The 21,524-nt window shown below is 45.0% G+C and carries 24 protein-coding genes; 5 read left to right on the top strand and 19 right to left on the bottom strand.

The window, feature by feature from the left end; translation table 11 throughout:
• Positions 1-106: 106 nt before the first annotated feature.
• The 3 genes from F0232_RS21975 to F0232_RS21965 form a co-directional block, all read right to left on the bottom strand.
• Positions 107-1,339, bottom strand: coding sequence for a glycosyltransferase (locus F0232_RS21975; RefSeq protein WP_105058218.1), 1,233 nt, complete (start codon positions 1,337-1,339; stop codon positions 107-109).
• Between the two features lie 97 nt (positions 1,340-1,436).
• On the bottom strand, positions 1,437-1,901 hold the full coding sequence (locus F0232_RS21970) for a GNAT family N-acetyltransferase (protein ID WP_105058841.1): 465 nt from the start codon (positions 1,899-1,901) through the stop codon (positions 1,437-1,439).
• 22 nt (positions 1,902-1,923) lie between these two features.
• A complete protein-coding gene (locus F0232_RS21965; RefSeq protein ID WP_105058219.1) occupies positions 1,924-3,021 on the bottom strand; it encodes a ketoacyl-ACP synthase III in 1,098 nt (365 codons plus the stop codon).
• A gap of 122 nt (positions 3,022-3,143) precedes the next feature.
• On the opposite strand from F0232_RS21965, the gene trxC reads away from it, so the two are divergent.
• Entirely contained in the window at positions 3,144-3,578 is a 435-nt protein-coding gene (trxC, locus tag F0232_RS21960) for a thioredoxin TrxC (protein WP_061030910.1), read from the top strand.
• Between the two features lie 108 nt (positions 3,579-3,686).
• On the opposite strand, the gene F0232_RS21955 is transcribed toward trxC, so the two are convergent.
• Both F0232_RS21955 and F0232_RS21950 read right to left on the bottom strand, forming a co-directional pair.
• On the bottom strand, positions 3,687-5,354 hold the full coding sequence (locus F0232_RS21955; RefSeq protein ID WP_105058220.1) for a GMC family oxidoreductase: 1,668 nt from the start codon (positions 5,352-5,354) through the stop codon (positions 3,687-3,689).
• The gene (locus F0232_RS21950) at positions 5,347-6,951 is read right to left on the bottom strand and encodes a long-chain fatty acid--CoA ligase (RefSeq protein WP_105058221.1); all 1,605 of its coding nucleotides are present in this window, start codon (positions 6,949-6,951) and stop codon (positions 5,347-5,349) included. Before F0232_RS21950 ends, F0232_RS21955 begins: the two co-directional genes overlap by 8 nt.
• 369 nt (positions 6,952-7,320) lie before the next feature.
• Between F0232_RS21950 and F0232_RS21945 the strand changes: the two genes are divergently transcribed.
• Positions 7,321-8,352 (top strand): AraC family transcriptional regulator, encoded by a 1,032-nt coding sequence (locus F0232_RS21945; RefSeq protein ID WP_105058222.1) that lies wholly within the window; start codon positions 7,321-7,323, stop codon positions 8,350-8,352.
• A 262-nt stretch (positions 8,353-8,614) separates the two neighbouring features.
• Positions 8,615-9,766: an MFS transporter gene (locus F0232_RS21940; protein WP_086714056.1), complete on the top strand. Its 1,152-nt coding sequence runs from the start codon at positions 8,615-8,617 to the stop codon at positions 9,764-9,766.
• 102 nt (positions 9,767-9,868) lie between these two features.
• Here the strand turns inward: F0232_RS21940 and F0232_RS21935 are convergent, their stop codons facing one another.
• The 3 genes from F0232_RS21935 to F0232_RS21925 form a co-directional block, all read right to left on the bottom strand.
• On the bottom strand, positions 9,869-10,210 hold the full coding sequence (locus F0232_RS21935) for a helix-turn-helix domain-containing protein (protein WP_061030905.1): 342 nt from the start codon (positions 10,208-10,210) through the stop codon (positions 9,869-9,871).
• A gap of 154 nt (positions 10,211-10,364) precedes the next feature.
• The gene (locus F0232_RS21930) at positions 10,365-10,688 is read right to left on the bottom strand and encodes a winged helix-turn-helix domain-containing protein (RefSeq protein WP_239930743.1); all 324 of its coding nucleotides are present in this window, start codon (positions 10,686-10,688) and stop codon (positions 10,365-10,367) included.
• A 169-nt stretch (positions 10,689-10,857) separates the two neighbouring features.
• Complete coding sequence (locus F0232_RS21925) at positions 10,858-11,751, bottom strand: helix-turn-helix transcriptional regulator (protein WP_105058223.1); 894 nt, start codon at positions 11,749-11,751, stop codon at positions 10,858-10,860.
• Between the two features lie 50 nt (positions 11,752-11,801).
• Between F0232_RS21925 and F0232_RS21920 the strand changes: the two genes are divergently transcribed.
• On the top strand, positions 11,802-13,199 hold the full coding sequence (locus tag F0232_RS21920; protein ID WP_105058224.1) for an MATE family efflux transporter: 1,398 nt from the start codon (positions 11,802-11,804) through the stop codon (positions 13,197-13,199).
• A 109-nt stretch (positions 13,200-13,308) separates the two neighbouring features.
• On the opposite strand, the gene F0232_RS21915 is transcribed toward F0232_RS21920, so the two are convergent.
• Positions 13,309-13,704: a nitrous oxide-stimulated promoter family protein gene (locus F0232_RS21915; RefSeq protein WP_105058225.1), complete on the bottom strand. Its 396-nt coding sequence runs from the start codon at positions 13,702-13,704 to the stop codon at positions 13,309-13,311.
• 3 nt (positions 13,705-13,707) lie between these two features.
• Positions 13,708-14,223: a GNAT family N-acetyltransferase gene (locus tag F0232_RS21910; RefSeq protein WP_105058226.1), complete on the bottom strand. Its 516-nt coding sequence runs from the start codon at positions 14,221-14,223 to the stop codon at positions 13,708-13,710.
• A gap of 97 nt (positions 14,224-14,320) precedes the next feature.
• On the opposite strand from F0232_RS21910, the gene F0232_RS21905 reads away from it, so the two are divergent.
• Entirely contained in the window at positions 14,321-14,524 is a 204-nt protein-coding gene (locus tag F0232_RS21905; RefSeq protein WP_061030899.1) for a DUF2986 domain-containing protein, read from the top strand.
• Between the two features lie 116 nt (positions 14,525-14,640).
• On the opposite strand, the gene F0232_RS21900 is transcribed toward F0232_RS21905, so the two are convergent.
• The 9 genes from F0232_RS21900 to F0232_RS21860 form a co-directional block, all read right to left on the bottom strand.
• A complete protein-coding gene (locus F0232_RS21900; protein WP_061030898.1) occupies positions 14,641-15,564 on the bottom strand; it encodes an ABC transporter substrate-binding protein in 924 nt (307 codons plus the stop codon).
• A gap of 2 nt (positions 15,565-15,566) precedes the next feature.
• Positions 15,567-16,442: a metal ABC transporter permease gene (locus F0232_RS21895; RefSeq protein WP_004739197.1), complete on the bottom strand. Its 876-nt coding sequence runs from the start codon at positions 16,440-16,442 to the stop codon at positions 15,567-15,569.
• Entirely contained in the window at positions 16,442-17,176 is a 735-nt protein-coding gene (locus F0232_RS21890; protein ID WP_105058227.1) for a metal ABC transporter ATP-binding protein, read from the bottom strand. Before F0232_RS21890 ends, F0232_RS21895 begins: the two co-directional genes overlap by 1 nt.
• Complete coding sequence (locus tag F0232_RS21885; protein WP_105058228.1) at positions 17,176-18,111, bottom strand: zinc ABC transporter substrate-binding protein; 936 nt, start codon at positions 18,109-18,111, stop codon at positions 17,176-17,178. The genes F0232_RS21890 and F0232_RS21885 overlap by 1 nt, the downstream gene beginning before the upstream one ends.
• 45 nt (positions 18,112-18,156) lie before the next feature.
• Positions 18,157-18,750 (bottom strand): hypothetical protein, encoded by a 594-nt coding sequence (locus tag F0232_RS21880; protein ID WP_105058229.1) that lies wholly within the window; start codon positions 18,748-18,750, stop codon positions 18,157-18,159.
• Positions 18,747-19,082: a hypothetical protein gene (locus tag F0232_RS21875; RefSeq protein ID WP_105058230.1), complete on the bottom strand. Its 336-nt coding sequence runs from the start codon at positions 19,080-19,082 to the stop codon at positions 18,747-18,749. Before F0232_RS21875 ends, F0232_RS21880 begins: the two co-directional genes overlap by 4 nt.
• 115 nt (positions 19,083-19,197) lie before the next feature.
• Complete coding sequence (locus tag F0232_RS21870; protein ID WP_105058231.1) at positions 19,198-20,034, bottom strand: DUF4198 domain-containing protein; 837 nt, start codon at positions 20,032-20,034, stop codon at positions 19,198-19,200.
• 112 nt (positions 20,035-20,146) lie between these two features.
• Positions 20,147-20,665, bottom strand: a complete 519-nt coding sequence (locus F0232_RS21865; protein WP_105058232.1) for a DUF2271 domain-containing protein — start codon at positions 20,663-20,665, stop codon at positions 20,147-20,149.
• Between the two features lie 80 nt (positions 20,666-20,745).
• Entirely contained in the window at positions 20,746-21,375 is a 630-nt protein-coding gene (locus tag F0232_RS21860; RefSeq protein ID WP_105058233.1) for a PepSY-associated TM helix domain-containing protein, read from the bottom strand.
• Between the last annotated feature and the right edge of the window lie 149 nt (positions 21,376-21,524).

Raw genomic sequence — 21,524 nt, 5'->3', positions numbered from 1 at the left:
GGTTTTGCAAGTCTAGTGTCTAAAGCCAAGAAGCTTCACCCATGAAAAAAGCCCCTAGGCGTTAACCTAAGGGCTTAAGATTTATTCTGTCTTTGGTAAAGAACAGCTATTTGATCTTGTTCTTCTCAGCAATCCACTGCGACATGTACTTAGTGCTTGCCATGCTGTGGTGCTTGAGCATTGAACCGAAGAAGTTATTCAGTCGATGAGATTTAAGCTCAGAATCTAGTGCAATCAATCGCTCGATTAATTTGTCGCCCAGCTGATTCTGTTCATAGTGTGTTTCAAGAATTGAGTGACATTGACTTTGAGCCTTAAGCCACTTCTCTTCATCTTTATAGAGTGCGACAGCTTGTTCAACAAACTCGTCAATATCATCAGCAACCGCACCCGGCCATTGCAGTTCGCCTTGCGGTAACATGCCTTCACTGCCGATCTCGCTCGTCACGTTTGGAGTTTGCAGCTTCATCGCATCAAGCAGCTTGCCTTTAATGCCAGCGCCAAAACGTAATGGCGCAACACAAACACGCGCCTGTTCCATTACTTCTTGAGCATCTTTCGCCCAACCTTTGATATGGAAACCGGTTTTTGGATTATGCAAAGCGGTTGCTTTCGGCGGCGGATAAGATCCGTAAATATGAAGTTCACTATCAGGTAACTGCTTGCGAATCTTCGGCCAAATCTTCTGTAACTGAAGCACAGCATCCCAATTCGGTGCGTGTCTAAAGTTACCTATCGTCATGAAATGCTTACGTTCTTCAAAGCTTTTCGTACTTTCAGGCAACGTATTAAGATCAACCATGAACGGCAAGTGATGAAGCAGTTTGGGATCGATATTGAACTCGGCTTGGAGCAATTCCATCTCGTAACTTGAGATGATCAACGAAAGATCACAGCGCAGGATTGCAGCGATTTCACGTTTCGCCAAGTCACTGTACAGGTGCTCTTTCGTTAACTCTGTCTCTTTCTTAACAGCTTCATGTCGAGCATTGCGTAGGAATTGTAAATCTTCAGTATCCAGTAGCTTAAAGGCATTCGGACATACCTTCTCGACGCGCCAGCCGAATTGCTCTTCCATCATAAAGCGGTCAAACATGACAACATCAGGTTGCAGCTCTTCGATGTACTGGTCAAAGCTATCGCAATTTAGCTGAATAGATTGGCTTGTAATGCCCTCTTCAGAAAGATCAATCATATGCTCGGTTTCTTGAGCTGGCGTTGCGAACTCAACGGACCAACCTTGTCTCTTGAACAGTCGTAAAAGTGACATCATATGGCTGCCAGCCGCCGATGAATTCGGTTCTGGCCAAACGTAGCCAATTGCTAAAACTTTCTTCAAAACACTTCCTAAGAAATAACAAAGGGGCCACGAAAGCCCCTAATAAAACGTTAATCGAGTTATGCCGCTGATAATAATGGTTCTAAGAACTCAGCGATCAGATTCGTTCACCTACATTGCGAGCTATCATAAGCACTTCATCGGCTGAGTAAAGGTTTGAAATCGTGGTTTCGACTTCTGCGCCCAATGTCGACTGATAGAGCTTTTGTGCAAAGTTATCTGCTCTGGTGGTCACTAATACATGTTTTAGTGTCGAGCCCTGCTCTGATAGCTTCTGCTTCACTTGACGCAAAGAGTCTAGAATCAGCTTTTTGCCCAATCCTTGCCCCTGAGCACTCGGTAACACAGCAAGTTGTTCTAGCTCCAAAACAGCTTCAGGCCTAAACCCACTCTTTTGAACCCAAATAATGTAGCCGACAATCTCGCCATCGCTTTCAGCAACAAAGTTAAGAAAGCGTGGCGCAGCACTTAAGTTACATTGTAACCATTTTTTTGAGTTTTGCTGTCGAACAAAAGTAGCTTGGTGAACTAAAGCCGCTCCATTGAGGTCGGCTTCTGTCATAAGACGAACTTGCGCCATGCTGCTACTCATTCTCAGAATTAGGACGCGTTTTACAGTGTAAAATGGCTCTCTCTAGAAGTTCTAATGCCGAGCTATCTGCTTCTGGAAGCTTAGCGTCCGATTGACCTAACGGCTCAACACGGCTACCCCACTTAATATGGCCTGCCCCCCAAGTTAAACCGGCACCGAATGCCGCCACAAGGATGTTTGAGTTCGGTTTAACAAAGCCTTGCTCTAACGATTCACACAATGCAATTGGCACAGTCGCAGCCGACGTGTTGCCATAGTTTTGAATGTTCACAAACGCCTTATCGCGCTCAATACCCGCCATGTCACACAGAGTTTGAATAATTCGGATGTTTGCTTGGTGTGGAATCACAACATCGATGTTGTCCGTTGAGATGCCAGTACGGCTCAACACTGTGTGCGCTGCAGCGCCCATGCCTTTAACCGCACGTTTGAAGATCTCTTTACCTACGAAATCAAAGTCCCAGTAGCCGTTGTCAGCCGCAAAACGATCCATTGAAGTACCAAATTTTGGTACTGCTAGAATGTCACGACCTTCGGCGTCACAACCGATTTGCGCTTCTTGTAGGCCAACTTGCTCTTCAGTACGCGATAGAACCACAGCGCCAGCGCCATCACCAAATAGAACCGCTGTATCACGCTTGGTCCAATCGATGAAGAATGATAGACGCTCTGCGCCCACAACGATCGCATTGCGGTAGTTGCCCGCCTGAATCAATCGAGTTGCAGTTTCAACACCGTAGATGAAGCCTGTACACGCCGCATTAAGGTCAAAAGCCGCTGCACTCTTGATGCCTAGGTTCTGTTGAACTTTAGACGCAGTATTTGGAATAAGAGAGTCTGGACTGCACGTCGCTACGATCACAAGATCGATATCTTCGGCTGTTAAACCAGCACACGCCATTGCGTGTTGAGCAGCAACAGTTGCTAGTTCAGAGGTATTTACATGACTGATACGACGGTTTTCGATACCAGTTCGAGTACGAATCCACTCGTCAGACGTATCAATGAAAGTGCTTAAATCATCATTGGACAGCACGGCTGGTGGCAGACACTTTCCCCAGCCAGTAATTTCGGCGTAAAATTTTGTCATCATTTACCTGTTTATTGTTTGTTTTTATTTAAGTATCGTATTCTTGTTTTAAACAGTATAAGCGTTCCGTACGTGATTCGTAAATCGCGTTAGACACGGAGTTGCAATAAAAAGAGAAAGTTATGTCTACATTCAACACACGTTGCCCTTCTTGTGGTGGCGTAAACCGAGTTCCTTCAGAACGAATTTCAGAAAGTCCAACTTGTGGTAAATGCAAAAACGCATTACTAGATGGCGCGCCAATCGAAGGCACGTCATTGAACTTCCAATCTATTTTGAACAGTTCACAGCCTGTGGTTGTCGATTTCTGGGCAACATGGTGTAACCCTTGTGTGGGCTTCGCCCCTGTGTTCAGCGACGTTGCCAAAGAACGTTCTGGAGATGTTCGATTCGTTAAGATCGATACCGAAGCTCAGCAGCAGCTAGCCGCGATGTACCAAATCAGAAGCATTCCTACTGTGATGGTATTTAAGGATGGTAAACGTGTCGACACGATCAACGGCGCGTTACCAAAAGGTCAATTTGATCAATGGCTTAATCAAGCTCTAGCTAAGTAAGTTTGTTTCGATTCTTTCAGTAATCAACAAACAAAATAGGTTAAGGAACCTTAAAGGATAAGGCTCCCTAACCTATTGTAATCCACCTGTTATCTCTAATATGTTCTTCTAGCCAATCATTTCGTGTTTTGCGCTCTCATTCGCGCCTTGCTTGTGTGCACCATCTTCCTTAACCAAGCGATATTGATCTTTAATCTGATCAGCGACTTTCTCAGCAATCATTATGGTTGGCGCATTGGTATTAGCCCCAACTAAGGTCGGCATAATCGACGCATCAATGACTCTTAAGTTATTCAAACCATGGACTTTAAGATCTTTATCCACCACGGCTAAAGAATCACTACTAGGCCCCATTTTACAGGTTCCCACAGGGTGGTACTGGGTATCTGAACGATTACGGACATCTTGTTCAATCGCCTTGTCATCACTAGCATCGACAGGATAAAAAGCATCACCACGGATATCATCAAACGCTTCACTCTCTAGCATTTGATACTGCTTTTTCCACCCTTTAATCATTATTTCCATGTCTTCAGGGTGACTGAAAAACGCAGGGTCGATCTTAGGCGGATCGTAAGGATTGGTGCTATTCAGTGTTACGGTGCCATGGCTTTTTGGCCTAAGTAAAGTGACATGTGAGGTAAACCCATGACTGGTATGAATTTTCCTCGCATGGTCATCGACAACTGCAACCACAAATACAAACTCTAAATCTGGCACGGCGATATGATCTTCAGAACAAAGAAAACCAATGCCCTCAGCAAAGTTGCTGCTCATTTTTCCGCGACGCTCTTTGTGCCATAAGGGCAAAGCTTTGGTCATTTCAGATGCCATTTGCAATGAAATACCGAACGTTTCGCGCTTTTCGCTGCATTTATATGAGTGAACCAAGTCGATATGATCTTGCAGGTTCTTGCCCACTCCCGGTAACTCATGAACTTGCTCGATGCCATGAACCGCCAACTCATCTTTAGAACCGACGCCCGATAGCAACAGCAACTGGGGAGACCCAAAAGCCCCAGCCGACAAAATGACTTCCTTGGTGCATCGGATCTGATAACACTTACCATTCGAGCCGTATTCAACCCCAACCGCTTTCTTACCTTCAAACAAGACCTTATGTGTGGTTGCTTTGGTCACCACGGTGAGATTTGGACGAGATAGATTTGGCGTCAAGTAGGCCTTAGCCGCACTACATCGTTCACCATTCAACTGAGTAACCTGAGTCGGCATTGCACCGAACTGAGCGGCACCGTTTATATCTTCATTGCGAGGGACACCAATCGATTCACACGCAGTTAAATAGCGCTCCAACATTGGGCTTGGCGACCTAAGGTTCGCCACATTCAGAGGACCGCCTTGGCCGTGATACTCATCTCGGTGGACTTCGTTATTCTCAGCTTTCTTAAAGTAAGGCAGGCACGACTCATAGCCCCACCCTGCATTACCTAAACTTTCCCATGTGTCGTAGTCATAACGATGACCACGGGCGTACATCATGGCATTAATAGAGCTAGAGCCACCGAGTGTCTTCCCCCTCGGCTGATAGCCCTTACGACCATTTAAGCCAGGTTGTTCTACGGTCTCGAACGCCCAGTTATTGAGTCTGGTTGGCATCATTGCTACAACACCCACAGGAGTATGGATAAATGGGCTCGTATCTTTGCCACCAGCCTCCAACAAACAAACGGTCGTATTTGGATCTTCAGACAATCGAGAAGCCATCACACAGCCAGCGGAGCCACCGCCAACGATAATAAAGTCATAGTTATCCATTGATTGCCTCCGCGACCTCTAGAGGGTGCAACTCTCTCTTCAAGATTTTACCAGTTGCCGTCATGGGTAACGCACTACGAATGAACACCTTACGAGGATATTTGTAATCCGCGAGTTGCTCACGACACCAAGCCATCAAGGCTTTGCTATCACATTGTGTATGCTCGTGCAGCACCACGTGGGCGTGGATCTCTTCACCTAGCTGCTCATGATGCTCACCCACTACTGCCACCATTTCCACATCAGGGTGACACATCAATACTTCTTCGATTTCTCTCGGATAAACGTTGTAACCGCCTCGGATGATCATATCTTTCACACGGTCAACAATGAACAAGTTCCCGTGCTCATCGACACGTCCGATATCGCCTGTTAAAAACCAACCATCTCGGATCGCTTCTGCCGTTGCTTCAGGTCGTTGATAGTAGCCTTTCATAACGCTTGGGCTCTTAATACAGACTTCACCCAACTGTCCCATTGCCACCGAGTTGCCTTGCACATCAGTAATCTTGATAAGGTGACCACACAGCGGCTGACCAACACTGCCCGAGAGACGATCACCATCAATGTGATTGAAAGTCGCGACCGGTGCCGTTTCAGATAGCCCGTATCCTTCAAGTACCGGTAATTCAAAGCGAGATTCAAACTGACGAATGACCTCAAGTGGCATCGAAGCACCACCAGACACACCAAGCCTTAAGCTGTGTTTGACCTGCTCAGAACGCTTGCTTGTTTTTTCAGAAGCATCAGGAGATTCTTCTCCCGCTCTGAGCAGTGCGATATACATGGTAGGAACGCCAGCAAAGACACTGACTTTATGGCTAATGATCTGCTCGATCACTAGTGATGGCTCGAAGCGTGGAATTAAGACCATGGTAGACCCCGTCAACACGCTCGCGTTCATCATGACGGTTTGACCGAAACTGTGAAACAGAGGAAGTGTGGCCATTGTAGTATCACTGTATTCCAATCGCATCAGATACTGTGACGACATCGCATTGGTTTGCATGTTGGTGTGTGAAAGCTCAGCGCCCTTCGGCTGGCCTGTGGTACCTGACGTATATAGAATTACCGCGGTATCATCGCCATGACACGCTACAGACTCAAACGAATCCAAAGGTTGTTCTAACCAATCGGCTATTGACTCATACTGCTCATTTCTTTCCGGACTAATGCCTGCACTTATTGGAATAGGCATCTTGATAAAATGTTCACAGTGATTTACCTGCTCAAAACCTTGTAAACCATAGCGTCCAATCGGAAGCTCTTCACTGCCTTCAAAGCATAAATAGGCTTTCGCGTCCGAGTCATTAAGGTGATAAGCGATCTCTCTGGCCTTAAATAGCACGTTCAAAGGCACGACTACACAGCCCGCTTTTAGAATCCCGTAGTAGGCTATCGGAAAGTAAGTCACGTTCGGGCATGACAATGCGACCTTATCTCCCTTCTGCAACCCAAGTCTTTTCAAGTTAGCAGCCACGTTTCCAGAAAGTTGTTCTAACTGAGAAAAGCTGATTTCATCCGATCCCATACGCAGAGCGGCTTTAGTTGGAAAAAGCGAAGCGCTACGCTCCAAATTAACAGCAAGATTGTGCATCAATGATCTCCTTATGCGGCTAAGACCTGTTTGTGACGGTCACCGTAGACGTTCTAATCGTTGTAATAAGTGTCTTTCTTGTCATCACGAGCCTGCACATTGGCGTGTCATGTAGGTAAAAGTATTTATTGAGCAAAATGTTTGAGACGCCCCGATGTGCAACCCATTAAATTACAACATTTTGATAACATATCGAACAGGTTTCAAAAAGACAAAAACCGGTGATATTCGGACACAGTTCAATAAGACCTTGTAAAACCTTGCACACATAAGGCAAAAGTTTGAACAAGCTTAGGAAAGTGAGAACAAGCAATAGGCGTAAATGTTAAAAGTTCGGTTAATATGACGATATTCAACAAGAGGCATCCTATGGAATACACCGCAGTCTACGAACCCGATATGCAAGCATTCGGTATTCTTGATCTTCAACTACTGCATCGCTATATGTCACCCGCGCTTAATATTGAAGCGTTGTTGGAAGGCAGTAACATTGATGATCTTCAGCTAAACACGCCAGACACGCACATTACGTTGGCGCAAAAGTTGGCGGTGTTTAGCAATGCACTGGCAAATACTGATGAAGGCGGTTTAGGGTTAAGAGTTGGCCAACAAGCTCGGTTTAGTGACTTCGGTGTTCTAGGTTATGCAGTATTCAGTAGCGAAACTCTATTAGATGCTTTGCTAATTGGATTTAAATATCTGCAACTTGCTGGTCCAGTACTCAGAAAAACCATGTCGGTAGAGGATAACGTTGGGTACTTTAGAGCGGAACAGCTGATCGACTTGGACTCTCTACTGCCATTTTGTTGCGAATATTGGTTTGCGGCGATCCAAAGCCTGTGTGAAGAAGTGCTGCAACAGCCCTTTCCATCACAAGTGATCCGCTTCCCTTACCCGAAGCCAGAGTACGGTGACCTTTATACAAAGGTATTCCGTTGCCCTGTTGAATTTAACAGTGACCGCCTTGAATGGCAGTTTGATGCAACCAGCTTGTACTCGCCTCTCCCTACGGCCAATACCATTACGCTGCAGATGTGTCTTAAATCATGTGATGACATGTTGGCAAAAGTTAGTGCGTCCACCAGCCTTAAAGAAAAGGTCTCGCAAATGTTGCTTGAGAGACCAGGAAGTTACCCATCGATAGAATCAATCTCGTCAGAACTGGGGATGTCTTCCCGCACACTGCGCCGTCATCTTAAAGCAGCCGATACCAGCTACCAGAAGATACTCGACCACGTTCGCTTTCATCTATCTCGACACTATCTTTCGTCGACAAAAATGAGCATTGAAGAGATTTCTGAGCGTGTTGGCTTTTCCGACAGCGCCAACTTTCGTCACGCATTTCGTAAATGGAGTGGAAGCTCACCACGTCAATACCGAAAAGAAGCGCTCTTATCGTAAACTGCACTTCAAATCTAATTTCAACACTACAAATAGATTCGTTTTCACCCTCTCAATTAAATAGCCAATGAACAAGGGCTTAACGGCTTTTTGACCACATAAAATCTCATGAAATCACCAAATATTACAACGGTATTTTAGTTTCGCTGGTCGACAAATTTCTTTTATCTTAACGACCATTTTTATTCGTTTTACCCAATTCAGTTTCTCCCCCATAGTCGCGGAAAATTCATCGTTTCTCACACTTTCGGAGGCTCCTGCATTGGACAACATCCAACCAACAACTCGCATAACCGTTCCAGTTATTGCACTGTCTTTCTACGCGATCGCTTCAGGCTACCTAATGAGCTCATTGCCATTAATGCTATCTGAATACGGCCTAGACAGTAACCTATCGAGTTGGTTGGCGAGTGCCTTTTATGCAGGCCTTTTAGCGGGTACGTTATTGATTGAGCGTGCGATTGCACGTATCGGCCACAAAGACGCGTTTGTAATGGCACTGAGCGTGTTTATCGCAACGATCCTTGTGTTGCCATTAATCCCACACCAAGCTGTGTGGCTAATTGCGCGCTTTGTTGCGGGTGTGTCGGTTGCGGGTATTTTCGTCATTGTTGAATCATGGCTAATGAGCGGTGACGAATCACAACGTGCAAAACGCTTAGCGATTTACATGTGTTCACTATACGGCGGTTCAGCAGTTGGTCAGCTTGGTATCGGTTACTTAGGTATTACTGGTGGCGTACCTTTCATCGCAATGTTCACCCTTCTGTTTGGTGCGATCATTGTTTTGATGTACGGACAAGCAACACCACCACAGATCCACGATGCGCAATCTTTGTCTTTAAAGCAGATCAGCAAATTAAGCCACAGCGCGTTAATTGGCTGCATTGTGTCTGGATTAACGCTAGGTGCGATTTACGGTTTAATGCCTGTCGAGCTTGCTCAACGTAACATTGCGCACGAAGACATTGGCGGTTTGATGGCGTTAGTTATTATGGGTGGTATGGCTGTACAACCAATGGTGACTTGGTTATCTCACCATGTAGGTCAAGTGTTATTGATGGCTCTGTTCTGCCTGCTAGGCGTTGCAAGCATTGGTGTGTTGACTATCAATCACGATTTCTACGTACTAGGCATGAGCTTGTTCGTATTAGGCATGGCGACATTTGCGCTATACCCAATCGCAATTAACTTGGGTTGCCGAAACCTTGACCCAAGCTACTTGGTGTCAGTGACTCAGATCATGCTACTTTGCTACAGCATTGGCTCTGTTGCAGGTCCGATCGTGGCAGATAGCTTCATGGATTCACAAGCAGGGTTGTTCACTTACCTGTTTGCATCGTTACTAGCGACGACGATTTACATGTTGATTGCGAGCCTTAAGCGCTCTCATCTACAAATTGCGGGCGAATAAGTCGTTATCTTACTTTTGAGCGATACACTTAGGGGCTCTTCACTAAAGACAATACGTCCAAATGAAGCGCCCTTTTTTGTACACGATATTTAGAGGGTTACACTAGGGTTGGAACACATAGCCTTCGCCAGTGATCGTTAGGATCAAGCCATCACCAAGAATAGAACGTATCTCTGAAATAGCGACAATCACTGAAGAGTTAGTGACCTTCTCACCTTCCCAACCGATTTTTTTTAGCTGCGGCACACTGAATAGTTGTCCACGATGACGATTCATAGCAAGAATCATCTTTCTATAAGCCAATGGCATCGTTCCTACGATATAACCATTTTCCAAATTGCGTATGAGCTTGGTATTTAGCTCAATAACCTTACCGTTTACTTCCAAGACCTCGTTTTGTTCTTCACGTATACCCTCAATGACAGGGGAAGAGTCCGTATTCATATAATATTCCCTAACAGAGCAACCAACGACACAACTTTATTAAGAGATGTGTTTAATAACGTCACTTATAAATGGACGCTTGAATTCGAAGATAATGAAAGGAGCGTATACGGTAAAGAGATTAAAATTTTATTATAAGAATATGAACAGAATATCAACAGCAGGGTCTAGGCTCTAACAAATAGCCTTCATTTGGTATAGTGTATAGGCATTTACAGTCTATCATTCGGCGAATTTCATAGATTGCAACCAGAACTGACGCGGATGTTACCGATTTCCCAGGCCACCCAACACGCTTAAGAATATTCTTGCTAACAACTACGCCTTTGTTCTGATAAAGATAAAAAAGTACCTTACGATGAGGCTCAGAAAGCGTTCCTATTATTGAACCACAGCCCTGTTTTCGAACAATTTTCGTGCCGGATTGAAACTCTTTATTATTTAAAGTGAGCTTTGATGGAAGAGTAAAATCATTCATCTTATCGATAGCTTTTTGCATTTATTCCTCACATTGCATATGCATTCATGTTTTTAGATATTTCTAATAGTACCGAATAGAGTAAAAATACTAAATTGATAGATAGCTCAATACAGTAATATTACTGCAAAGCTTGATCTTGCGTAATTGATCGAGGAAACAAGCAAAGCTAACCGGGCAGTCGATGACTCTTTCGATACTGACTGGGTGACAAGCCGAAATGCTTTTTGAAGCGATGCGAAAAGTTATAAGGATCTTTGTAGCCCAAACGATTAGCAATCATAGAAACTGACCAATCTTGATATTTCAGCAGACTGGTGGCTTTATCCATGCGTAATTGAATCAATTTGCTGCGTGGTGAGAGGTTAAATAGCGTCTTGGTGACTCGATTGAGTTGCTCTTCACTGATGAACACTCTTTCAGCCATCCCAGCAACTGTCCATGGCTGGTGAAGACTGCTTTCAATCTCGTTATAGAGCGCTTGAACACGTGCAGTGGTGCTGGTCGACTTAGGTTCAAACCCTGTTAACGTGCGAATGATTTCACTCATCAGTAGTTTTCGATAACTCGCTCTGCCGCCAATTTCAAAGTGAACCAAATTCATCAGTGACCAGATTTGCTCACACTCTCCGAAAGGGACAATACTCTGCCCTAAACTCGCGATATGCTGCCACTGTGGCGTATCGGGCGTCAGCATCCACGCCATTTTCCAATAGTTGTATTGAGGATCAAGTTCAAATCGAAATGGCGTTTCAGCAGGAAGAACCACAAGCGTATAAGGCGTAATCGCTTGTACCGAGGTCGCGGTTGTTAATATTCCGCCCCCTTCTTGAGTAAAAATAAACGTATGAACATTCACCGATTCGCGTTCAACCCAGTACGCATCATGCAGCTTTGCCATTCCCCCCATGTAAACACCACAGCTTCTCATCTCTGGGATATCTTCAACGGTCAAAAAACGCTCTTTACATCGTTCTGCAAGAAACACGTCATCTTGCCACGTTAATTTTGGCTTCATATTATCAATGACGGATTTGCACAGGTTTTGTTGTTTTTTAAACATGTTGTTACTTCACTCAACTCACTATAGTTCTGCCATAAATTGGAGAGCTTATGACAACTAACATTAACCCTAACTCATCTATGAATAACAAGCCAGAGAGCATATTACCTCGCATCATCAAACTTGGTTTGCCTGTTGCTTTGCAAAGTGCTTTGGTTGCTATTTTAGCCCTTGCTGACGTGTTAATGGTCAGCGATTTTGGTATGGAAGCAGCAGCGGCTGTGGGAATTGCATCAAAATGGCACTTCGTCGCTATTATGATTATGGCAGGGTTGGCCTCAGCAAACGGGACATTGGTCGCACAATATTGGGGAAAAAACGACCGTAAAAGTGCACGAACCGTGTCTTCTATCGCGATGGTGTTTGGCTTAAAAGTTCTGTTGCCAGTGACTGCAGTCATCACTCTTGGTTCACAGTTTTTGATGATGTTGCAAACCAGCGATAAAACCGTGATTGAGCTTGGTGCGACTTACCTTTGGTATGGCTTCCCTGTTCTGCTTTTGACCCATATTGTGGTTGTAGTTGAAGCAAGCATGCGCTCATCAGGTGACACCGTCACACCACTTCTACTTGGTGCGGTGACGATTGCACTCAATATCGCACTTAACTTCATCCTTATTCAGGGTGCTTTCGGAATTCCAGCGATGGGTGTTGCAGGAGCAGCATTAGCAACGACTCTAGCGCGATTAATTCAAGTGGGTTTGATGTACGGCTACATGCGTATGCGCAACCACTGGCTATTAACGACACTCAGCTCGCCACATCGCCCGTCATTGTGGTTATCTTACCGTCGTATTGCCCTGCCACTGACCATGAATGCCGTTTTGTGGGCAATGGGTACCATGGCGTACCAAATGATCTTCGGTCACATGGGCACAACGGAACTTGCTGTGTTCTCTATGCTCGCGCCGTTTGAATCGCTCTGTTACTCGATTTTCTTTGGTATTTCGGTAGCGTGTTCTGTGCTGCTTGGTCATTCATTGGGCCGTGATGAGTTTGATGACGCGATGAGTATGGGGCTGACCTTCATTAAAGCCGTGGTTGGATTTGGCGCGGTTGTAGGATTGCTACTGTTTATGGGCAAAGAGCATGTTCTATCATGGCTGAACCTTTCTACAGATGCACTCTACCCGCTCGCTTCACCTGCAATGACCATTATGTGTTTTGCTGTGGTGATTCGCATGCTGAATATGGTGATTATCAACGGGATTATTCGCGCTGGTGGCGATAATGCGTTCTGCCTACGTATGGATTTCATCGCGATGTGGATGGTCGGTATTCCAGTATGTGTTTACGGCGCGTTTGTCGCTGGATGGGGTTTCAAATACATCTATGGTTTGATGTTGGTAGAAGAAGTGGTGAAACTGGCAATTTGTTCTCATCGTTACCTAAGCCGACGCTGGATCAACAACCTCACAGTGACCTACGAAGAACCACAAGCGGCTTAAGTTAAAGCTACGTGACTACATTCAAGTTTAGATAAAAACGTATCTGCATCAAAAAGGTCTGAGCAATTAGACCTTTTTCGTTTCTTTAGCAACCACTTTAAAACGCCAGTTACTTCTTATTCATTCGGATATGACGGTTCGACACATTCGGCAGCGGCTTTTCGGGCACTTTTCTTTTTTCATGTATCAAATGTCTGATCGCTAAAATCGGATGCTTGAGTAACATTCTTGGCCCGGCATAGCGCATTACTAAACGCATCTGCTCTTTAGGGTCAGGTTTATAGCAATGGATTGGACACATATTACAGGTCGGTTTTGCTTCACCATAAGGGCATCTATCCAGTCGTGTTTCGGCATAAAGCAACAGTTGCTCACACTCCTCACATAACGCGTTATTCTGACGAACTTCACCGTGGTGGTCTTTGCAATAGATGTGAACCATCGCAATAACGGTTTTGTACTCCGTTGCAAGCTCGCCTTGTAGAATATTGTTATGTTGGAACATGTTTTAATTACCTAATGAGAAACCGTACAAGTTGAGATTGACACTTTCGTTTATCACATCTTCAACTCGCTCGAACACAAAACCTAACTTAGTCAGTAGTGCGATACTTCGAATGTTATCAGAGGTTGTGATGGCAACTAAATGATCGATATCAGCATTCTGCTTAGCTTGTTCAATTATCGCCTCCGCGGCTTCTTGGGCAAAGCCTTGACCATAAAACTCAGGAACAAACCCGTAGCCAATATCATGCGACTGTAAGGTGTCTCTTTTTATTAGTCCGCAAATACCAATTGGTGTTGAAGAATCCTTGATTTCAACCATCAACAAGCAGACACCTTTCTCTTTATGCATCTTTAGAATATTGTTTTCAATGTACTCCACAGCCTTTTCAGAGTCGTTGATTTCCTTATCACCAATGTAACGCAGGAAATCTTCTGAGCTATATAATCGTTGAATAAACACCGCATCTTGAGGAGTGATCATTCTTAATCTTAAACGTTCGGTCTCGACTGCCTGCATAGTGATATTTTCCTTGCTGAATACCATGTAAATATTGAGTTCTAGAGCTAAAATGATTATCCTCCACCGCCTAAACTAAATACAAGGCTATGCAGCAATGAACCGTAAGAAAAAAATCAATCAAATTCTAAAAAAGAAGCAGAAAAAAGCGAATTCTAAACTGCATACAAGTAATAAGCCTCGCTACATTTCTAAAGCTGAACGCGCAAAAATGGAAGCCGAAGAACAAGCTCAAGCAGCGCAAACGGAAGGTGCTGTAGAAGCAACTGCTGAAGCTGAAGAAACAAAAGCTGCAGAGTAAGTTGTAAACTCGCAGCTCTCTTGTCTAACACTCTTCCAAGAGCCAACAGACAAGAACAAAAAAAGCAGCCTCTAATTGGGCTGCTTTTTTGATCCTACCATTTTTAATCGCGCTGATTAGCCTTTAAAAGGCTGTACTTCCCAGCGTACAAACGGTGCTTTTGGATTAATCCCCGCTCGTCCCCAACGGTCAACGGAATCAACCACTAAAATACGCTCATTAGGCACTAGAGACTTAATTAAGTTAGTTGGCTTTTTCGCTGTAACTAACCATAGTGCATCGTCTTCTGAAAACATCGCTTTGAGTTTCGCTTTGTCTTGTTCTGTCCATTCAAGTTCAGCTTTGAACATGCGCTCTTCAACAAACAGTTGAGTACCTGAAGCAAAATCTTCCAAGCTTTCGGAAAGTAGCAATACTGAGTCCACCTCATTATCCAACAATACTTCTTGCTGCTTGTTAATCAGCTCACGAACATCCAACATCACACGCTGCAGATTACTATCAATTGCCTCAGCCTGTTCAGGCCACAATAACTTGAAGTCATCAGCCACGATCGCCGCCATACGCGTTAAGTTGGTTGGATTTAGCCATGCGTATTTAGACACATCACCATTCGACAATGTAAGCGCTGCAACACCTTGCGCTCGCGGTGTAATTGCTTGAGCGGCATCAACCTCAACCAAACGGATATTGCCTTGTCTTGCGTATACAAACGTAGGGTCAGCTTGCCAGATGGATGACAGTGTTACCGCAACGGTCGCCTTTTCACCCGATTGAAGCACTTTACTCGCACCCTTGGTACCAAACCAATTCGGCAGACGGTCAATACCGTAGCGCTTGGGAGGTAGATATTCAGTCGTAATGTCCGTGCCTTTGGTTAGCTCTTTCGCCAATGCATAAGTCACAGGTGTACTGGTTAGGATATCCTCTGCATTCACGTTCAGTGACATCACTGAACCAGCCATTAACACACTACACAGCACACTCACTTGAGCCGCTGCTTTTACTGAGCTAGCGATACGATTCATTAAACAAGTCATGATTACGCCTTTCTTACAATTCGGTATAGCGTTGCTGCTAGAAAAAACGTTGCAGAAACGATGATGATTGAAGCGCCCGATGGCACTGGCAGTTTTAGTTCCATAGGGAGCACGGTTCCAACCAAACATGCGATGGTTGCGAGTAATGCCGAAAGCAGTACAAAGCTCCCCATGCGTTTAGTCAGCAATCGAGCTGTCGCCCCTGGGATCAGTAATAATGCGCCAACAAGTACCGCACCCACGATCTTCACTGCAGCAATCGTCACTAAGGTGATCATCATGACAAACAAGTAATCGTAGAAGCTGGTGTTATAACCACGAACCTTCGCAATATCCGGGCTGATACAGGTTAGAAGAATACGGTTGAACGTCGGTATCAAGAGCAAAATGATGATCGCGCAACTACCCGCGAGAATTGCTAAGTCTTGGTCTGTTACGGTAAGAATCGAGCCAAACAGTACGTTTTCCAGCATGTGGATGTTGATCTTACGAGCCACGTACATCAGTAACGCTGCACCCACTGCCAATGCCAGCGCAAGGAACACACCAACCAAGGTATCGTATGGCACGTTGGTTCGGTTTCTTACAAAGTGCAAAAGCAAAGCGAAGATCATACAGAAGCTAAACAGTCCAATGATTGGATTCTCTGGTGGCTCACCAAGTAAAACACCAATCGCAATACCAGTTAACGCGGCGTGGCCTACTGCCTCAGAGAAGAAAGCTAGACGCTTTGCAATCACCAAAGTACCCAGGCCACCTAGCAGAGGGCCAAGCAATAAGGCTGCAACCAAAGCATTCACCATAAAGGCATACATAAAGCTTTCTGATAACAGGCCAGCTTCAACACCACTAATGGCAAGTTGTCGTAACCAATCCATTACGCAACCTCCTTCGATTTGGTCATGGCAGAGCCACTGCTGTAGTGCTGAAACAAGCTCTCGATTTTACTTGGGTGTAAGACTGCTTCGTGTGGGCCACTATCCACCAAGAATCGGTTCACAACATGAACGTTCGCTTCAAGTCGACGCACTGCCGTGACATCGTGGTGTACCGCAAGGATCGTGCGACCTTCATTAACACATTCACGAATCAGCGATTCAAGGTAACGAACACCCTGCTCGTCCATACCCGTCGTAGGTTCATCCAACACCAGTAGACTTGGGTTATCCAACAGCGCTTGGGCAAACAACACACGTTGCTGTTCACCACCCGATAACTGTCCCATACGGCGGTCGCTGCGTGTCGCCATACCAACGCGATCTAATTGTGCGAGTGCAAGACCTAGCTGCTTAGATTTGCGACGCCAAAACAATGGGATTCGCGTTTGATTAAGCAGTACGAAGTCCATGACCGTCAAAGGTAAGCTCGACTCGAACGTCGCTTTTTGAGGTACGTAACCAATACTCGGCTTTTCTGGCCAGTGGATATTTATTTGCCCAGAGAAAGGCGTAAGGCCAAGTACAGAGCGCAATAATGAAGTTTTACCACCACCGTTTGGTCCCATGATCACGTGACATTCACCCGCTTTAAGTTCGAGCGAGATATCATCAAGAATTACGTTGTTATCGTATTGCAGACCGAGTTTATTAATTGAGATTGATGGACCTAACATTATGCGTTCCCGCTTTTAGCTTGGTTCGCCGCCGCAAATTTCATGGCTTCGATTAACGTCTCTAGGTTCTTCTTCATCTCAACTTCTACTTTATCGTCCTCATATTCACCATGCGTCATGTGAGAAAAACGATAAAGCTGAACGCCTGTTTCCGCTTCAATGGTGTCAACAAAACGGTTTGGCATGTTTAACTCGTAGAACAGAACATCAATGCCTGATGTGCGGATCTTCTCGATCGTCTCTTGCAGTTGGCTAGCACTTGGCTCAACACCGTGTGCAGGCTCGATTACTGCTGCTACATCCACGCCAAACTCTTGAAGAATGTAACCATAAGCATTATGCGTCGTCGCGACCTTCATACCTGATGTATCGAGTTCACCCAGTGACAGCATCGCATCACGCTTCATAAAGCGGAATTGCTTAACGTACTTGCGTGCATTCTTGCGATAAAACGCAGCGTTGTCTGGGTCGAGCTTAGAGACTTCACTGGCGATGGTGTAAACCTTTTGAATCGTTGTCGAGAGCCCAACAAAGGTATGTGGGTTTACGGCGCCTTGACCAACAGACTGACCAAGTGCAGGAAGTAGAGGCACTTCTTTGTTGGCTTCGATCACGATTAAGTCATCACGTTGCGCGGCTGAAATCACTTTAAGCGCGAAGTCATCGTGACCAATACCGTTTACTACGATTGCATCCATTTGGCTCAATCGCTTTAAATCATTGGGTTGTGGCAAGTAGTTATGTGGGTTGAAACCTGCGTCAACCAAAGGAAGAATGTTCACTTTGTCACCTACTACTGCTTTTACGTAGCTGTAGTAAGGTTGAAGCGTGATACCAATCGTCAGCTTATCGCTGTCGATATTATATTCTTTTGCCAATGCATTGGGTGTCATGAACACCGCTAATAACGACATGAACAGAGTCATAATTCGCATAGTAATTCTCTTATTATTAGTGAGCATTTTTATAAGCCGGATTGTTTAATGAGAAGATGCATCATGCTGCTCAACTTCTGATTCATTCACGACCATTTTCCAGCCGGAAGATTCAAGTGTGTTCTCATCAAAACTAGTCGGTTGACTTGCTACGCCACCCAGGTAAATCCAGATTTCAGGAGAAACGCTGTTGGCGTTCAAAATAAAGGAATCCGCAGAACCATGATCAGCAGGTTTGGCTTGTTCACTTGGTGTTGCAGATTCACTGGGAGCAGAGAAATAGTAACCACGCTCGTCCAGTACCCAAGCATGAGAACCTTTGCGCTTCCAACTCTGGTCTTCAACAAACGGCGCGACCCATTCGTCTTTCAATGACATAACACTTGGCCATTCGCCGTCTGAGTCCATACGCAGGTCGCGAATCTCTTCATGCGCCAAACGTAGCTCTGATAGCATCGCCAAGTTTTCTTGTTCAACATCGGTCACCAGAATTTGATGATCAAGTACCGCTTTCACGTGGGATTCTGCCTGATGAAATGGAATAGCGACCGTGGCAAAGCTCAGAATGAACACAATGATCAGCCCTACCCATTTACCTTCTCTACCACCCGTGTCAGCACGTACGCCTTGAATCATCATTTCTCGCTGATCTCAACAACGTCGACTTCAACAGGAAACTCATGACCTGAGTCGAATACAAGGTAGAACTCAGTATCAGGGTTTGGGAATTCAACGATAGAACGCTTATCCGTCATCTCTTTTGCAATCAAGTTGTCTTCGTAATCGTACATCTCAACCGCGTAATCAATCGCTTTACTACCATCAGAGTAACCTGCTTCACAGGCCACGGTTTTGCCTTCAAACCAGCAGCTCATCAGTGGAAAGTGTGCTTGCGCAGGTAATGCAGCGAGACCAAGTCCCAGAGCCAAGCAAGGAGTGATTATCGGTTTTAGTTTTGTTTTTATTGTCATGGTTCGTACCCTAGCCACAGTGCAAATTCTCAGAAGTAAACTGAGCGATAAAGGGCTCAAATGAGCCCTTAAGTTTTTTGTTACTTAATCAGGAAGCTAGCCCCGATATCACAGATTACTGAAGCAGTGCTTCGAACGTTAGGTGAACGTTCGCGCTTGCTTTGTCAGCCAGTGGGTTGTCAATCAACTCACCTTTGTAGTTCGCTTTCATTACGTAACGACCCGCTACGTCTGGAGTGAAGGTAATCTCACCATTCTCGTCACTCACAACATCAATCTGCTCTTGGTGGTTACGGTAAAGTGTGCCTTCACGAGTGATCTCCGCTTTCACGTCTTTTTGAATTTCACCGTTGTAGAAGAATTGGAACGTTACTGGTTCACCTTCAATGATGTCTGAAGGGTGCGTGACTGGCTTCATTTCAAGTAGCTTGCCTTCAATCTTAAATACTGAATCCGATGGCTTACCCACTGTGATGTAGCTTTCTGCACGAGTGAAGCTGATTTGTGTTACCACGTCACGCGACTTTTCAGGAAGAACTGAATCACGTTCCGCTTTGTTTGCTTTGACCCATTTCACTGTGTCACGACGACCCGCTTTGTATTGTGTGTAGTAAGACGGTTCATTGTTGATCGCCACTTTGTGCGTGCCTTCTTCTTCAAAGTAGAAATCAAAGATTGAACGACGTTTACCGCGAATAACAAAGTTAGGACGCTCGCTGCGACCATCTGGCATGATGACATGAGCGTTTTCACTGCCTGCTGGCTTATCGAAAACGAACGTACCATGAGATGCAGTCACATCGAACGTTAGCCAATCACCACCTTCTTTAGACACAGTAAAGTGAGACGGCAGTATCCAACGTGGGTGAGCTTGTGCGGTTGTCGTTGTTGCTAGGCCGAATGCCATCACACCCGCTAGAACAAGTGCTTTGATTTTTGTCTGTTTCATCATGTTCAATTCCATTATTTATAATTGTTAGCCGTGTCGCTCAAACTGAGCCTACGGTGACGACTGTCGATTCTTTTCAGATTCTTAAACCACTCGCTATTAACTACTGCGCTTTCTATTTAGCGACGTAATTCAGTGTGATTTCACCTGTCTCTTCTGTTGCCTTTAGCTCATAAGAAGCATTTGTATCCGTTAGTGATACTTTTTGACGAAGGTAATTACGGCCACCGTGTTCGCGAACCACTTCGATATGAACCGTGTACTCGCCCTGTTCTAGAGTTTGACCTTCATCGCTCTTACCATCCCAAACGAAACGGTACTGGCCAGCAGGACGCGTTGCAGAAGTCACTGCATCAACCAATTCACGATCGTAACGTCCCACCTTTCTCCACCAGCTACGTAAGTCTTTCAGCCATTCATCTTTACCAATCCAAAGCTCAATGGTTTTCACTGACTTTCGTTCGCTGTTCTCTACCCACACCGCGACATAAGGACGCGCATACATAAAGGTATCGATCTTTGGAAGCTTAAAGTTCACATCAAGTTTTGCCGTATCAGGGATCGCTTGTGCCATACCTAGGCTTGGCAAAAGAGATAAAGCAAGAAGCGCCTTGCTCCAGTTCATTTTTTTCATTTTTAACAACCTTTTAAATCCGTTTAACCTTTCGTTCTTCATGCTGATTCATCAAGCAGACTCATCAACCTACTGGAGGGTTAAGGTACGGCGACAAAATAGATAGCAAGTGAGATTGCAGACCCAAACACCGTCCATTTAATGGAGGTATTGAGCGTTTTTTTCTTAGGTAACAGTAAGCACACGCCAGTAAGCACAAAGAAGATCATCAGTAGCGCAGTGATATCGATAAACCATTTCCAAACTTCACCGCTATTACGCCCTTTGTGTAGGTCGTTCAAAAGCGCGATAACGCCGTAATTGGTGGTTTCGACTTCCACCATTTCAGACGTCACGTCAACGAACACAGAAGCGTTGTAGCCTGGTCCTTTGAAGTCCATAGACACTTCACCGATGAGCAACTCACCGCCTTCAATCTCTGCGTAGATGTCTAAACCTGAAGGAACGCCAGATAGGTTGGCTTCTTCAAACAAAAAGGTTTCAAAGGCCGTTTCATCGGCTTTTAATCGCCCGTCTTGGATTGAAAATAAACTTGTAGGAAGCGTTAACGTAGATCGTTGAATATTGGGTTGGCTTGATTCAAATAACTCAGGTCGGTTCAGGGTAATACCTGTCACTGAGAAAAAAAGAACCACGAACAGAAGCGCCATAGAAATATAAACATGAAGTCGACGAGCCCATGACTGAACCGCCCTACTTTTTAACGACATACAAACCAATACCTATAAATTTTATGGCGACAATTTAGTTGATAATCATTCGTATTGGCATTCAATTTACATTGTTTACGTTTGCCGAGTGGCGTAAGGAAATTTACATAACATTACATGGGAAGTAATCGAACTGTATGCATATTCTT

Source organism: Vibrio sp. T3Y01 (assembly GCF_013114525.1).
GTDB classification, from domain to species: domain Bacteria; phylum Pseudomonadota; class Gammaproteobacteria; order Enterobacterales; family Vibrionaceae; genus Vibrio; species Vibrio chagasii_B.
This window is presented reverse-complemented; position numbering and strand designations above follow the sequence as displayed.

What these genes read in the sequence shown, in the direction of transcription:
- F0232_RS21970 (WP_105058841.1), bottom strand. Translation starts at nt 1,901, where the DNA reads ATGACAGAAGCCGACCTCAATGGAGCGGCTTTAGTTCACCAAGCTACT.
- F0232_RS21965 (WP_105058219.1), bottom strand. Translation starts at nt 3,021, where the DNA reads ATGACAAAATTTTACGCCGAAATTACTGGCTGGGGAAAGTGTCTGCCA.
- trxC (WP_061030910.1), top strand. Translation starts at nt 3,144, where the DNA reads ATGTCTACATTCAACACACGTTGCCCTTCTTGTGGTGGCGTAAACCGA.
- F0232_RS21955 (WP_105058220.1), bottom strand. Translation starts at nt 5,354, where the DNA reads ATGGATAACTATGACTTTATTATCGTTGGCGGTGGCTCCGCTGGCTGT.
- F0232_RS21950 (WP_105058221.1), bottom strand. Translation starts at nt 6,951, where the DNA reads ATGCACAATCTTGCTGTTAATTTGGAGCGTAGCGCTTCGCTTTTTCCA.
- F0232_RS21945 (WP_105058222.1), top strand. Translation starts at nt 7,321, where the DNA reads ATGGAATACACCGCAGTCTACGAACCCGATATGCAAGCATTCGGTATT.
- F0232_RS21935 (WP_061030905.1), bottom strand. Translation starts at nt 10,210, where the DNA reads ATGAATACGGACTCTTCCCCTGTCATTGAGGGTATACGTGAAGAACAA.
- F0232_RS21930 (WP_239930743.1), bottom strand. Translation starts at nt 10,688, where the DNA reads ATGAATGATTTTACTCTTCCATCAAAGCTCACTTTAAATAATAAAGAG.
- F0232_RS21925 (WP_105058223.1), bottom strand. Translation starts at nt 11,751, where the DNA reads ATGTTTAAAAAACAACAAAACCTGTGCAAATCCGTCATTGATAATATG.
- F0232_RS21920 (WP_105058224.1), top strand. Translation starts at nt 11,802, where the DNA reads ATGACAACTAACATTAACCCTAACTCATCTATGAATAACAAGCCAGAG.
- F0232_RS21915 (WP_105058225.1), bottom strand. Translation starts at nt 13,704, where the DNA reads ATGTTCCAACATAACAATATTCTACAAGGCGAGCTTGCAACGGAGTAC.
- F0232_RS21910 (WP_105058226.1), bottom strand. Translation starts at nt 14,223, where the DNA reads ATGCAGGCAGTCGAGACCGAACGTTTAAGATTAAGAATGATCACTCCT.
- F0232_RS21905 (WP_061030899.1), top strand. Translation starts at nt 14,321, where the DNA reads ATGAACCGTAAGAAAAAAATCAATCAAATTCTAAAAAAGAAGCAGAAA.
- F0232_RS21900 (WP_061030898.1), bottom strand. Translation starts at nt 15,564, where the DNA reads ATGACTTGTTTAATGAATCGTATCGCTAGCTCAGTAAAAGCAGCGGCT.
- F0232_RS21895 (WP_004739197.1), bottom strand. Translation starts at nt 16,442, where the DNA reads ATGGATTGGTTACGACAACTTGCCATTAGTGGTGTTGAAGCTGGCCTG.
- F0232_RS21890 (WP_105058227.1), bottom strand. Translation starts at nt 17,176, where the DNA reads ATGTTAGGTCCATCAATCTCAATTAATAAACTCGGTCTGCAATACGAT.
- F0232_RS21885 (WP_105058228.1), bottom strand. Translation starts at nt 18,111, where the DNA reads ATGCGAATTATGACTCTGTTCATGTCGTTATTAGCGGTGTTCATGACA.
- F0232_RS21880 (WP_105058229.1), bottom strand. Translation starts at nt 18,750, where the DNA reads ATGATGATTCAAGGCGTACGTGCTGACACGGGTGGTAGAGAAGGTAAA.
- F0232_RS21875 (WP_105058230.1), bottom strand. Translation starts at nt 19,082, where the DNA reads ATGACAATAAAAACAAAACTAAAACCGATAATCACTCCTTGCTTGGCT.
- F0232_RS21870 (WP_105058231.1), bottom strand. Translation starts at nt 20,034, where the DNA reads ATGATGAAACAGACAAAAATCAAAGCACTTGTTCTAGCGGGTGTGATG.
- F0232_RS21865 (WP_105058232.1), bottom strand. Translation starts at nt 20,665, where the DNA reads ATGAAAAAAATGAACTGGAGCAAGGCGCTTCTTGCTTTATCTCTTTTG.
- F0232_RS21860 (WP_105058233.1), bottom strand. Translation starts at nt 21,375, where the DNA reads ATGTCGTTAAAAAGTAGGGCGGTTCAGTCATGGGCTCGTCGACTTCAT.